Annotated in this window: 13 protein-coding genes; 10 read left to right on the plus strand and 3 right to left on the minus strand. The window is 73.1% G+C overall.

All coding sequences use genetic code 11. The features are described 5' to 3' along the window. Window positions 1-38 precede the first annotated feature (38 nt). From DB033_RS04385 to DB033_RS04425, 9 genes are all read left to right on the plus strand, one after another. Window positions 39-1412: an SPFH domain-containing protein gene (locus tag DB033_RS04385; protein WP_111765620.1), complete on the plus strand. Its 1374-nt coding sequence runs from the start codon at window positions 39-41 to the stop codon at window positions 1410-1412. A gap of 91 nt (window positions 1413-1503) precedes the next feature. Continuing rightward, a complete protein-coding gene (locus DB033_RS04390; RefSeq protein WP_111765621.1) occupies window positions 1504-3105 on the plus strand; it encodes an ABC transporter substrate-binding protein in 1602 nt (533 codons plus the stop codon). Then, entirely contained in the window at window positions 3105-4055 is a 951-nt protein-coding gene (locus DB033_RS04395; RefSeq protein ID WP_111765622.1) for an ABC transporter permease, read from the plus strand. The genes DB033_RS04390 and DB033_RS04395 overlap by 1 nt, the downstream gene beginning before the upstream one ends. Beyond that, window positions 4052-4909, plus strand: a complete 858-nt coding sequence (locus tag DB033_RS04400) for an ABC transporter permease (RefSeq protein WP_111765623.1) — start codon at window positions 4052-4054, stop codon at window positions 4907-4909. The genes DB033_RS04395 and DB033_RS04400 overlap by 4 nt, the downstream gene beginning before the upstream one ends. Continuing rightward, window positions 4909-5688 carry an ABC transporter ATP-binding protein gene (locus DB033_RS04405; RefSeq protein ID WP_111765624.1) on the plus strand — a complete coding sequence of 260 codons (780 nt, stop codon included), beginning with the start codon at window positions 4909-4911 and terminating at the stop codon, window positions 5686-5688. Before DB033_RS04400 ends, DB033_RS04405 begins: the two co-directional genes overlap by 1 nt. Further along, a complete protein-coding gene (locus DB033_RS04410) occupies window positions 5685-6521 on the plus strand; it encodes an ABC transporter ATP-binding protein (protein ID WP_240615726.1) in 837 nt (278 codons plus the stop codon). The genes DB033_RS04405 and DB033_RS04410 overlap by 4 nt, the downstream gene beginning before the upstream one ends. Window positions 6522-6553: 32 nt before the next feature. Further along, complete coding sequence (locus tag DB033_RS04415; protein ID WP_111765625.1) at window positions 6554-7771, plus strand: M20 family metallopeptidase; 1218 nt, start codon at window positions 6554-6556, stop codon at window positions 7769-7771. Next, a complete protein-coding gene (locus DB033_RS04420; protein ID WP_111765626.1) occupies window positions 7768-8904 on the plus strand; it encodes a P1 family peptidase in 1137 nt (378 codons plus the stop codon). Before DB033_RS04415 ends, DB033_RS04420 begins: the two co-directional genes overlap by 4 nt. Before the next feature lie 9 nt (window positions 8905-8913). Continuing rightward, entirely contained in the window at window positions 8914-9711 is a 798-nt protein-coding gene (locus DB033_RS04425; protein ID WP_111765627.1) for an SDR family NAD(P)-dependent oxidoreductase, read from the plus strand. A gap of 18 nt (window positions 9712-9729) precedes the next feature. Here DB033_RS04425 and DB033_RS04430 read toward each other — a convergent pair whose 3' ends face one another. Then, window positions 9730-9996, minus strand: a complete 267-nt coding sequence (locus DB033_RS04430; RefSeq protein WP_111767230.1) for a helix-turn-helix domain-containing protein — start codon at window positions 9994-9996, stop codon at window positions 9730-9732. 78 nt (window positions 9997-10074) lie between these two features. On the opposite strand from DB033_RS04430, the gene map reads away from it, so the two are divergent. Continuing rightward, window positions 10075-10848, plus strand: coding sequence for a type I methionyl aminopeptidase (gene map / locus DB033_RS04435; RefSeq protein ID WP_111765628.1), 774 nt, complete (start codon window positions 10075-10077; stop codon window positions 10846-10848). Between the two features lie 4 nt (window positions 10849-10852). On the opposite strand, the gene DB033_RS04440 is transcribed toward map, so the two are convergent. Together DB033_RS04440 and DB033_RS04445 are read right to left on the minus strand one after the other, a co-directional pair. Next, window positions 10853-12241, minus strand: a complete 1389-nt coding sequence (locus DB033_RS04440) for an aspartate aminotransferase family protein (protein ID WP_205843833.1) — start codon at window positions 12239-12241, stop codon at window positions 10853-10855. Window positions 12242-12371: 130 nt separating this feature from the next. Beyond that, entirely contained in the window at window positions 12372-13076 is a 705-nt protein-coding gene (locus DB033_RS04445) for a DUF6636 domain-containing protein (protein WP_157970502.1), read from the minus strand. Between the last annotated feature and the right edge of the window lie 66 nt (window positions 13077-13142).

Consider the following 13142-nt stretch of genomic DNA (forward strand, 5'->3'; position numbering starts at 1 on the left):
AGCAGTCCCGTACGCAGTACGTCTTGGGGGTACGAGCAGTGGATCCACTCGCCATCATCGCCATCGTCGTGGCCGTCCTCGCGGTCGTCATCGTCCTGCGCTCGGTCAAGGTGATCCCGCAGGCGCAGGCCGCGGTCATCGAACGGCTGGGCCGCTACAACAAGACGAGCTCCGCCGGCCTGGTCTGGCTGATGCCGTTCCTGGACCGCATCCGCGCCCGCATCGACATGCGTGAGCAGGTCGTGTCGTTCCCGCCGCAGCCGGTCATCACCCAGGACAACCTGACGGTGTCCATCGACACCGTGGTGTACTTCCAGGTCAACGAGCCGCGGGCGGCGGTGTACGAGATCGCCAACTACATCGTGGCCGTGGAACAGCTGACCACCACCACGCTGCGCAACGTGGTCGGCGGCATGACGCTGGAGCAGACGTTGACCTCGCGCGACTCGATCAACGGGCAGCTGCGCGGCGTGCTCGACGAGGCCACCGGCAAGTGGGGCATCCGCGTCGCCCGGGTCGAGCTCAAGTCCATCGACCCGCCGCCGTCCATCCAGGACTCGATGGAGAAGCAGATGCGCGCCGACCGGGACAAGCGCGCCATCATCCTCACCGCCGAGGGCCAGCGGACCGCGGCGATCACCACCGCCGAGGGCCAGAAGCAGGCCGCGGTGCTGTCGGCCGAGGGACAGAAGCAGGCGGCCATCCTGTCCGCGGAGGGCGAGCGGCAGTCGGCGATCCTGCGCGCCGAGGGTGACCGGGCCGCCCGGTACCTGCAGGCCCAGGGCCAGGCCAAGGCCATCGAGAAGGTCTTCACCGCGGTCAAGAACGGCAAGCCGACCCCCGAGCTGCTGGCCTATCAGTACCTGCAGACGCTGCCGCAGCTCGCCCAGGGCGACAGCAACAAGGTGTGGATGATCCCGAGCGGCTTCGACAAGGCGCTCGAGCAGTTCGCCAAGGCGTTCGGCGACAAGGGCGAGGACGGTGTCTTCCGGTACGAGCCGAGCCCGGTCGAGGAGAAGACCACCCCCGCGGGCGCCATGGACGACGACGTCAAGGACTGGTTCGAGGGCGACTCGAGCTCCGACCTCGCCGAGATGGACCGGCAGCGGGCCGCCGAGGCCGCCGAGCAGGCCGCGGAGATGCTCGCCGCCGCCCAGCTCAGCGCCGCATCCCCGATCAGCCTGCCGTCGCTGAGCCACGACTCCCCACGCCCGGCACCGCAGCTCGCGTCCCGGCCGGAGCGCCGGGACGATCCGCTGTCCGCGCCGGGCCGAGCGCCGCAGGGGCCGCCGCCCGGTGACCAGCAGGGCCCCCGGCTCGGTCACCAGGCTCCGCCCGGGTACCAGCAGGGACCGCCGCCCGGCTACCCGCAGCAGCCGCCGTACCCGCCGTCCGGTCCCGACCAGCGCTGACCAGGGCCGGTCGATCCCGACCGCCCCGGTGGGAGTTCCGCCCGGACGCCGGGCCTAGAGTGTTGCCACGTCGTCCACCGAAGGAGATCCGATGAGGGGCAAGCGATTCGCGGCGTTGACGGTCGGGCTGCTGGTGGCGACGCTGGCCGCGTGCTCCGCCGGCTCCACCACCACACCGGGGACGTCGGGTCAGACCGCGGGACCGTCGACCACCGCGGCGCCCGGGTCGTCGACCGGTACCGGCCCCACGGGCTCCGATCCCACCGGCTCCGCGTCACCGGCCCCGGCCGGTGACGGCGCGCTGGCCATCGGCTTCGTCCTCGAGCCGACCAGCCTGGACTTCACCCAGACCGACGGCGCCCCCATCACCCAGGCGCTGCTGCTCAACGTCTACGAGACACTGGTCAAGACCGACCAGAACGGCGACATCGTGCCGCTGCTGGCGGAGAGCTACGACGTCTCCGACGACGGGCTGACGTACACCTTCCAGCTGCGCGACGGGGTGACGTTCTCCAACGGCACCCCGTTCACCGCCGAGGACGCGGTGTTCTCCATCGAGCGGGTCAAGACCGACTGGAAGCCGTCGGTCAAGGCCGGGATGGACGTGGTGGCCAGCGCCACCGCGACCTCGCCGACCGAACTGACCGTGGTGCTGAGTCAGCCGTCCCGATCGTGGTTGTTCGACATGACCACCCGGATCGGCGCGATGTTCTCCCGCACCGGCGTGGACGATCTGGCGAACACGCCGATCGGCACCGGCCCGTACACCCTGCAGGCATGGAACAAGGGCGACTCCATCGTCATGGAGCGCAACACCGCCTACTGGGGCACCCCGCCGCCCACCAAGACGGTGACCCTGAAGTACTTCGCCGACCCCAACGCCATGAACAACGCGCTGCTCACCGGCGGCATCCAGGTCGTGTCCACCGTGCAGACCCCCGAGGCCCTGGGCCAGTTCGCCGACACGTCGAAGTACCAGGTCATCGACGGCAGCAGCACCGGCGAGGTGCTGCTCTCCATGAACAACCGCACCGGGCCGCTGTCCGACCTCCGGGTGCGGCAGGCGATCTCCTACGCGCTGGACCGCGAGACGATCCTGGACGCCGCCTGGAGCGGCTACGGCACGCTCATCGGCACCCACGAGGCACCGACCGACCCGTGGTTCACCGACGTGGACACGTACCCCTACGACCCGCAGAAGGCCCGCGACCTGCTGGCCGAGGCCGGCCAGAGCGACCTGACGCTGCGGCTCACGCTGCCGCCGGTCGGGTACGCCGCCGCCGCCGCGCCGATCGTCATCTCCCAGCTCGCCGAGGTCGGCATCACCGTCCAGGACAGCGACGTCGACTTCGCCACCTGGATCAGCAACGTCTTCACCAACCACGACTTCGACCTGACGATCATCAACCACGTGGAGCCGCGGGACGCCCCGACGCTGTTCGGCAACCCCGACTACTACATCGGCTACGACAACGCCACGGTCCGCGACCTGTTCACCAAGGCCGACGGCGAGCTGACCGACGAGGCCGCGAACACCGACTACCAGCAGGCGCTGGACCAGATCGCCGCCGACGCCCCCGTGGTGTGGCTGTGGTCGTTCCCGAACCTGATCGTCGCCGACGCGGACGTGCAGGGCATCGTGCAGAACCAGATCAGCGCCGCCTTCGAGCTCGCCACCATCTCGCAGGGCTGATGGTCTGGTCCCTGCTCCGACGGGCGCTGATCTTCGTCGCCAGCGTCCTCGTGGCGTCGCTGCTGGTGTTCTGGGTGCTCGACAACGGCTGTGAACCGGCGCGCAACGCGCTGGGGGTCAGCGGCACCCCGGAGTCCGTGGCCGCGCTGTGCAGCGACATGGGACTGGACCGCCCGCTGGTGGTGCAGTACGTCGACTGGCTCGGCGGTGCCGTCCGCGGCGATTTCGGCGTGTCCTACGTCAGCAACGCCCCCATCGGACCCACGCTGTTCGACCAGCTCACGGTCACCCTGTGGCTGGTCGCCGGCAGCATGGTGGTGGCGCTGCTGATCGCGGTGCCGCTGGGCATGCTGTCCGCGCTGCGCAACGGCCGGCCGCTGGGCTACCTGTTGTCCGGCATCTCGCAGATCGGGGTGGCGGTACCGGCCTTCCTGGCCGCGATCCTGCTGGTGCTGGTGTTCGCGGTCCGGCTCGGCTGGCTGCCCGCCAACGGCTACGTCGTGCCGGCCGCCGACCCGGTCGACTTCCTGCGCCACATGGTGCTGCCGTGGATCTCGCTGGGTGTGGTGCAGGGGGCGGTGCTCGCCCGCTACGTCCGCAGCGCCGTGCTCGACGAACTCGGGCAGGACTACCTGCGCACCGCCCGGTCGAAGGGTCTGACCCCGTTCCGGGCGCTGCGCCGGCACGGGCTGCGCAACGCCTCCATCCCGGTGCTCACTGTCGTCGGGGTCAACCTGGTGACGGTGCTGGTCGGGGCGGTCATCATCGAGCGGATCTTCACCGTCCCCGGCATCGGCAAGGGCCTCGCCGACGCCGCCGAACGCCGTGACCTGCTCACCGTGCAGGCCATCGTGGTGACGCTGGTGCTGGTCGCGCTGCTGATCTCGTTCCTGGTCGACGTCGCCTACGCCCTCATCGACCCGCGGCTGCGGACCCGGGCCGGCGCATGACCGCGCCCGCACCGGTGGTCACCCCGGGCCCGGCGCGCCGCCGGTTCGGCCCGCTGATCGTGGTCGGCGCGGTACTCGTCGCGGCCATCGCGATCGCCGCGGTGGTGTCGTTCTTCTGGACGCCGTTCGACCTGCTGAACCTCGACTACCGCAACCGCAGCGCGGGCCCCGGGGTCAACGGCCACTGGCTGGGCACCGATCTGCGCGGCCGGGACATCGCCACCCGGCTGATGGTCGGTGCCCGGACGACGCTGTACGTCGGCATCGTCGCGGTCGGCATCGCCGCGGTCGTCGGCACCCCCATCGGCATCCTCGCCGGCATGGTCCGGCCCGGGGTGTCGGAGTTCGTGATGCGCGCCAACGACATCCTGCTGGCCTTCCCGGCGCTGCTGGTGGCGATCATCCTGGCCGCGAAGTACGGCGGATCCGTCACCACCGCGATGGTGGCCATCGGCGTGGCGTCCATCCCCGGTTTCGTGCGGGTCATCCGGGCGGGGACGATGCAGGTGATGAGCACCGACTACGTGCGTGCCGCCCGGGTCGCCGGACGCAGCGGACCGGCCATCGCCGTCCGGCACGTGCTGCCCAACGTCGGCGGCCTGATCATCGTGCAGGCGTCCTCGGCCTACGCGATCGCCGTCCTCGCCGAGGCCGGCCTGTCGTTCCTGGGGCTCGGGGCGCCGGCCAGCGTGCCGTCGTGGGGGCGGATGCTGTCGGAGGCGCAGTCCCAGCTGACGACCGCGCCGCTCACCGCGGTGTGGCCGGGCCTGGCCATCGCCCTGGCGGTACTGGGGTTCAACCTGCTCGGGGACGGCCTGCGGGACCGGCTCGACCCGCGGCTGCTGGGCCGCTGATGGGCACCCTGCTGAGCGTCTCCCGGCTCACCGTGACCGCCGGGATCGAACTGGTCCACGGCGTCGACCTGGAGCTGGCCGCCGGTGAGCGCGTCGGCATCATCGGCGCGTCCGGCTCGGGCAAGACGCTGACCTGCCTGGCCGTCGCCGGGTTGCTGCCGCCGGAACTGCGGGTCGCGGGCTCCATCCGGCTGGACGGCGTCGACCACGACCTCGTCGACGCCGGCGAGCGGCGGCTCGCGAAGCTCCGCGGCAGCCGGGTGGGAATGGTCTTCCAGGAGCCGATGACCGCGCTGAACCCCACGATGCGCATCGGCCGTCAGGTCGCCGAGGTGATGCGGCTGCACACCCCGGTCGGCCGCCGGGAAGCCGCCGCGGCGACGCTCACGCTGCTGGACGCCACCGGGCTGCCCGACCCCGCCCGGATCGCGCGCAGCTACCCCCACCAGCTGTCCGGCGGTCAGCGGCAGCGCATCATGCTGGCGATCGCGCTGGCGAACTCGCCGGACCTGCTGATCTGCGACGAACCGACCACCGCGCTGGACGTCACCGTCCAGGCCACCGTGCTGGCGCTGATCGACCGCCGGGTCCGCGAGGAGAACGCCGCCCTGCTGTTCATCTCGCACAACCTGGCCGTCGTCGCCGAGGTCTGCGACCGGGTGCTGGTGATGTTCGAGGGGCGGATCGTGGAGGCGGGCACCGTCGAACAGGTGCTCACCGACCCGCAGCACCCGCACACCCGGTCCCTGCTGGCCGACGCCGAACTGAGCGCGACGTGAGCAGCCCGGTCGTGCCGGCTCCTGGGGACGCGGTGGTGCTCGACGACGTCAGCCGGGTGTTCCGCCGTCGGGCGGCGCCGTTCCGGGCACCGTCGGAGACCCGGGCGCTGGATCACGTCTCGTTGACCGTCCCGCGGCGGTCGAGGTTCGGCATCGTCGGCGAGAGCGGCTCCGGCAAGACCACCCTGGTGCGGCTCGTCGCCGCCCTCGACCGGCCCACCGACGGCACCGTGACCGTCGACGGCACCGACATCACCGCGCTGCCGGAGAGCGGGCTGCGGCCGCTGCGGCGCCGGCTGCAGCTGGTGTTCCAGGACCCGATGGGCTCCCTGGACCCGCGGATGCGGATCGGCGACATCGTCGCCGAGCCGCTGCACGCCCAGGGTGCGTCCGGTGTCGACGGCCGTGTCCGGGAGGTCCTCGCCGAGGTCGGACTCGACGACGGGGTGCTGCGGCGCTATCCCCACCAGTTCTCCGGGGGCCAACGGCAGCGGATCTCCATCGCCCGGGCCATCGCTCCGCGGCCCAGCATCCTGCTGGCCGACGAGGCGGTGTCGGCGCTGGACGTGTCCAGCCGTGGCCAGGTCCTGGAGTTGCTGGACCGGCTCGCCGCCACCGAGGACTTCACGCTGATCTTCGTCTCGCACGACCTGTCGGTGATCCGGCGGGTCTGCGACCGGGTCGCCGTGCTCCGGCAGGGGCAGGTGGTCGAGACCGGGACGACCGCGCAGGTCTACGCCGACCCGCAGCATCCGTACACCCGCGAGCTGCTGGCGGCGGTGCCGACCCTGGACCGCGGGCTGGCGGCGGCCCGGCGGCGGCACCAGCCGTGAGCGCCCCACGGTCGTCGGGCAGGATCGCAGGCATGACCGCCGTGGACACCGCCGTGCTGGACCATCTCGACACCGACGCCGTCGTCGCGCTCACCCAGCAGCTGGTGCGCATCCGGTCGGTCAACGACCACGGTGCCACCGTGGTCGAGGCGCCGGTGGCCGACGTCGTCGCCGACCTGATGCGCGGCTTCGGCTGGCCGGTGACGGTGACCGAGGTGGCGCCGGGGCGGCCCAACGTGGTCGCCGTCGTCCAGGGGTCCGCACCCGGCCGGACGCTGATGTTCGAGGGCCACAGCGACGTCGTCACCCCGGGCGACGACACGGACTGGACGTTCGACCCGTTCGCCGGTGACATCGTCGACGGCCGGCTGCGCGGCCGGGGCGCGGCGGACATGAAGTCGGGGGTGGCGGCGATGATCCACGCCGCGCGGGCCGTCGAGCTGGCCGGGTTCACCGGCCGCCTCGTCGTCGGGGTGCTGGCCGACGAGGAGGGCATGATGCGCGGCGCCAAGCACTTCGCCGCCTCCCCGGCCGCGTACGGCGTGGACGGACCGATCGACGGGGTCATCGTCTGCGAACCCGAGGGCGGCGAGATCTGCCCGGTCACCAAGGGTGCGGTCCGCCTGCGCGTGGACATCCACGGCCGGATGGCCCACGGCGCCATGCCGCAGATGGGCCGCAACCCGGTGCCGGTGGTCGCCCGGCTCATCCTGGGGCTGGCCGAACTGGAACAGCAGCTCGGTGAGCGGTACCCGGCGCATCCCGACCTCGGGCCGTTCTACCTGACCCCGACCGTGCTCGCGGCCGGCAGCGCCGAGCAGGTCAACGTCATCCCGGCGCTGGCCTCGGTGTACCTGGACCTGCGCACCCTGCCCGGAATGGAGCACGAGGGCCTCGTCCAGGTCATCGGGTTGCTCGCCGACCAGGTCGCCGACGAGTCCGGGGTCACCGCGCGGGTCACCGTCATCGACGACCGCCCGCCGGTCGACACCGACCGGGACGCCCCCGTGGTGCAGGCCCTGGTCACCGCGCACGCGGCGGTCGGGGAGTCGCCCGTCGTCTTCGGCGGCGTGCCCGGCAGCACCGACGGCACCATCCTCACCCGGGACGCGGGCCTGGAGACCGTCGTCTACGGCCCCGGTGGCAAGTGGATCGCCCACCAGGCCGACGAGTACGCCGACGTGAGCGACATCCTCCGCTGCGCCCGCGTGTTCGCCGTCGCCGCGGCGGGATTCCTGGCGGCACCGTGAGTCGCACCGGCGGTCTGGCCGACGTCGTCGGGCTGCGGGTCGGGCACCGCACCGCCGCCGGGGACGGCTGGCTCACGGGCACCACCGTGGTGCTCGCCCCACCCGGCGGGATGGTGGCCGGGGTGGACATCCGCGGCGGCGCGCCCGGCACCCGGGAGACCGACCTGCTGGACCCGACGGCCACCGTCGACCGGGTGCACGCGCTCGTGCTGACCGGCGGGTCGGCCTACGGTCTCGCCGCGGCCGACGGGGTGACGGCCGAGCTGGGGGAGCGCGGGGTCGGGGTGCAGGTCGGGCCGGACCCCTCCTTCGTGGTGCCGATCGTGCCCGCGGCGGTGGTGTTCGACCTGGCCCGCGGGGGGGCGTTCGCGGCCCGTCCGGACGCCGGGTTCGGCCGTGACGCCGTCCGGGACGCGCTGGCCGCCGACCCGCGGGCGATGGCCGCGGAAGGATCGATCGGCGCCGGCACCGGCGCCTGCACCGGGCGGCTCAAGGGCGGCGTGGGACAGGCGTCGGCGGTGCTGCCCAGTGGCGCCACCGTGTCGGCACTGGTGGTGGCCAACGCCACCGGTCCGGCGTACGACCCGCGGACCGGCGAGCTGTGGGCGGCGCGGCTGTGGACCGATGCCGACGGCCCGGTGCCGGGGCGGCCCGTCGCCGCCGAACGGGACGTGCTGGCGGAGATCGCCGGCCGGATCGGTGCGGGGCTGGACACCACCCCCAGCGGCGCGCCGGCGGCGGTCGAGGTGATGGTCGCCGACCGGTCCGGCCCCACCTTCCCCGACGAGGAGTCGGCCGGGATCCGGCACACCACCCTCGGTGTGGTCGCCACCGACGCGGTCCTGACCAAGGCGCAGTGCACCAAGCTGGCCGCGATGGCCCACGACGGGCTCGCCCGGGCGGTGAACCCGGTGCACACGATGTTCGACGGCGACCTGTTCTTCGGCGTCAGCACCGGGACCGGACCGGAGCTGGACGCGCTGGGCCTGTTCAACCTGCTCACGGCCACCGCGGACGTCGTCACCCGGGCGCTGGGCCGTGCGGTGCTCGCCGCCGACCCCGTCACCACCCCGGGCGGCAGCTGGCCTTCCTACCGGGACCTGGCTCCGTCGGCCGTTCCCGCCGCGGGTTAGTCTGCGGCCATGACCGATGCCGCTCGGACCCCGACGTCCTACGCCGACCTGTTCTCGCTCACCGGACGGCACGCCGTCGTCGTCGGCGGCGGCAGCGGGATCGGCCGTGAGGTGGCCCGCGGGCTGGCCGCGGCCGGCGCCACGGTGACCGTCGCCGACGTGAACGCCGCCGCCGCCGCGCAGACCGCCGCGCTGATCGGTGACGCGGCCACCGCGACCGAACTGGACGTCGTGGACAAGGACGCGGTCGACGCGCTGGCCGCGGCGCGGCCCGCCGACATCGCGGTCACCACCGTCGGGGTCAACGTGCGCAAGAGGCTCGCCGACCTCACCGACGCCGACTACGACCGGGTGCTGGACGTCAACCTGCGCAGCGTCTTCCGCATCATCCAGGCGTTCGCGCCGGGGATGGCCGAGCGCCGCCGGGGCAGCGTGCTGGCGTTCGCGTCGATCCGGGCGCAGACGGTGGAGCCGGGGCAGGGCCTGTACGCCGCCACCAAGGCCGGCCTGATCCAGCTGCTGCGCACCGCGGCCGCGGAATACGGCCCCGACAACGTGCGCTTCAACGCGGTCGCCCCGGGCGTGGTCGCCACCGACCTGACCGGCCCGATCCGCGCCGACACCGCCTGGTCGGACGCCTACGCCCGCAAGGGGGCGCTGGCCCGGTGGGCCGACCCGTCGGAGATGGTCGGCGCCGCGGTGTTCCTCGCCTCCGACGCGGCGTCGTACATGACCGGCAGCGTGGTCACCGTGGACGGCGGCTGGACCGCCGTGGACGGCCGGTTCGACCCGTTCGCCCCGCGCTGACCCACCTGCCCCTGCCGGTCAGCCCGCGGCCGACAGCTCGGCGTCGCCCCGCCACACCTCGGCGACCTCGGCGAGGTCCAGGCCGAGCGCGTCGCAGAGCCCGACGACGGTGCCGAAGCTCGGGCTGGGGATGCGCCCCACCTCGATCTTGCGCAGCGTCTCCGGGGAGATCGCGGCGGCGCGGGCGACGGCGGCCGGTTCCCGGCCCGCCCGGGCCGCCCGGAGCAGTCCGCCGAGCCGCTGGCCGGCACGGACCTGGGCGGGTGAGAGCGGTTCGCGGACCATGCCCACCACGATAGCGGTATTGCTATACCGACGCTGGTACCGTGTGTCCGGTACAGAAATACCGGTGGAGGCGGCGACATGATCGAACTGAAGACCCGACGCGAGATCGACCAGATGGCGGTGACCGGGCGGTTCGTCGCCGAGGTGCTGTCGACGCTGTCCGCCCGCGCCGAGCCCGGGGTGAACCTGATGGACCTCGAGCAGCGGGCCCGCACGATGATCGCCGACCGGGGCGCCACGTCCTGCTACTGGGACTACGCCCCGGCCACGTTCGGCCGTGGGCCCTTCCGCAACGTCATCTGCCTGTCGGTGAACGACGCGGTGCTGCACGGCAAGCCGCACGACGCGGTGCTCGCCGACGGTGACGTGCTGAGCCTGGACCTCGCGGTGTCCATCGACGGCTGGGTGGCCGACTCGGCCGTCACGGTGATCGTCGGTGAGCCGCGGGAGGCCGCCGACGTCGCGCTGGTGGAGTCCACCCGCACCGCGCTCGCCGCCGGGATCGCCGCCGCCCAGGCGGGCGGTCACCTCGGCGACATCTCGGCGGCCATCGGTGCGGTGGCGAAGGCGACCGGCCACGGGGTCAACACGGAGTTCGGCGGCCACGGGCTGGGCCGGACGATGCACGAGGACCCGCACGTCTCCAACACCGGGAAGGCCGGCCGCGGCATGCGTCTGCGGCCCGGCCTCACGGTGGCTCTGGAGCCCTGGTGGTCGCGCGGATCCGACCGGCTGGCGGTGGACCCCGACGGCTGGACCCTGCGGTCCGCGGACGGATCGACGACGGCGCACTCCGAGCACACCATCGCGATCACCGACGACGGCCCCCGGGTGCTCACCGCCCTGGACTGACCGGTCAGCGCAGCAGCGCGAAGTCCGCGTCGTCGAGGACGTGGTCCAGGACCGACAGCCCCTCCTGGATCTCGTCCGCGGTGGCGGTCAGCGGCGGCGCGATGTGGATCCGGTTGCCGGCGATCAACGGCCACACGCCGGCGTCGCGGCAACCGGCCCCGATCGCGTTCATCGGCGCCGTCGCCGCGCCGGTGGCGTTGAAGGGCACGAGGGGCTCACGGGTCGCCTGGTCCCGCACCAGCTCGACCGCCCAGAAGGCGCCGACGCCGCGGACCTCACCGACGCACGGGTGCCGGTCGGCCAGCCGCTCCAGGCCGGGGCGGAGCACCTCGTCGGCGAGGTCGCGCACCGCCGCCAGGATCCCGTCGCGCTCGATGACCTCGATGGCGGCCAGCCCGACGGCGCAGGCCAGCGGGTGACCCGAGTAGGTCAGCCCACCGGGGTAGGCGCGGGTGCGGAACGAGTCCACCACCGCGGCGCTGATGATCACCCCGCCGAGCGGCACGTAGCCGCACGTGGAGCCCTTCGCGAAGGTGACCAGGTCGGGGACGACCGGGGTCGTGCTGCACGCCTGGTAGCCGAACCATTCACCGAGCCGGCCGAAGCCGACCATCACCTCGTCGGCAATCCACAGGATGCCGAACTCGTCGCAGAGTGCGCGCACCCCGGCGAGGTAGCCGGGCGGTGGGGGCAGCACCCCGGACCCACCCACCATCGACTCCAGGGTGACGGCGGCGATGCCGGACGGTCCCTCGAACTCGATGATCTGGCGCAGGTGGGCCAGGCAGCGCGCGGTCTCCTCCGCCGGGGTCGTCGCGCCGAACGCCGACCGGTAGAGGTACGGCCCGAGGAAGTGCACGGTGCCGGGGGTCCCGGGTTCGGCCCCCCAGCGGCGCGGATCGCCGGTGAGGCTCGCCGAGCCCGCGGTCGACCCGTGGTAGCTGCGGTAGGCCGACAGCACCTTGTGCCGCCCGGTGTGCAGCCGGGCCATCCGCACCGCGTGTTCCACGGCGTCGGTGCCGCCGTTGGTGAAGAAGACGTGACTGAATCCGGCGCCGGCCCGCTCGACGACGAGTTCGGCGAGCCGCCCGCGGACGTCGTTGGCGAAGGCCGGCTGCACGGTGGCGAGCCGGTGCGCCTGCGCGGTGATCGCGGCGATGAGGTCGGGGTGACCGTGACCGAGGTTGAGGTTGACCAGTTGCGAGCTGAAGTCCAGGTAGCGCCGGCCCGCGTAGTCGAAGAAGTAGGAGCCGGCACCGCCCGCGACGGGCAGCGGGTCGATGGCGTCCTGGGCGGACCAGGAGTGGAAGACGTGGCCCCGGTCGTTCCCCCGGGTGGCGGCATCGGCGGCCGGATCGGTCACCGGACCGGTGACCGGTGGCACCGCCAGCAGGTCCGTCGGTCGGTCGGTGGTCTGCGCCGGTGTCGGTGTCACCCGAACATGCTAATGGCGGCCGCCCCGACCGAGCAGTCGCCGGACGGGCGACGGGGCGACCACGGACGCAGCGTCGGGAGTGGCCGGCTCAGAAGACCCGGTGCGCGCCGCGGGCCACCTGGAACCCGTGGCCGCTGCCCAGGTCTGCGCAGGTCACGCCGTCCTCCGCGGCGTGACAGACGAGGTCCCCGGCACCGGCGTTGCTGCCGTAGGGCAGCACCACGGCGTTCGGATCGATGACCGTGTCGCTCACGCAACCGCCCACGACCGCGGTGCCGTTCCCGTCGAGGGTGGCGGTCCCCGCGACGAAGTCACCGCTGTCGCAGGGCACCGGGGCGAGGTCGGGGTAGTCGGCCTCGATGAGGTCGCAGCGGACACCGGCCGCCCCCTCGACGCCGTTGAGGCTGCAGAAGATGTTGCCGCTCGGCGCCTGGAAGACGAGATAGCCCTCCGGGCCCGGGGTGAGAACCACCGGACCGAGCAGCACGTCGGGCACGGTCGGGGTGTCGTCGGTCGACGGCGGTGGTTGCGTCGTGCCGGTCGGTGCCGGGGACGCGACCGTGGGGGACGACGTCGATGTCGGGTCGGCGGTGGTGGTCGTGCTGCGCGATGTCGTCGCGTCGGGGGTCTCCGGCGCCCGGGTCAGCGGGCCGTCCGCGCTCGGCGTGGACAGGGTGCGGCCGGTGGGCCCGACCGTGCCCGGCTGGGCGCTGCCGCGGCCGTCCACCGGGGTGGTGCAGCCGGCCAGCAGCGCGCACACCGCGATCGCGGTCACCAGCAGACGGTTGCGCACGATGCGCAGCGTAGCGAGCATCGGCGTCGTCGGCCGGACGGGCACGGCAGCCGTCGGCGGCGCCCG

This window comes from Nakamurella deserti (genome assembly GCF_003260015.1).
Lineage (GTDB): Bacteria > Actinomycetota > Actinomycetes > Mycobacteriales > Nakamurellaceae > Nakamurella > Nakamurella deserti.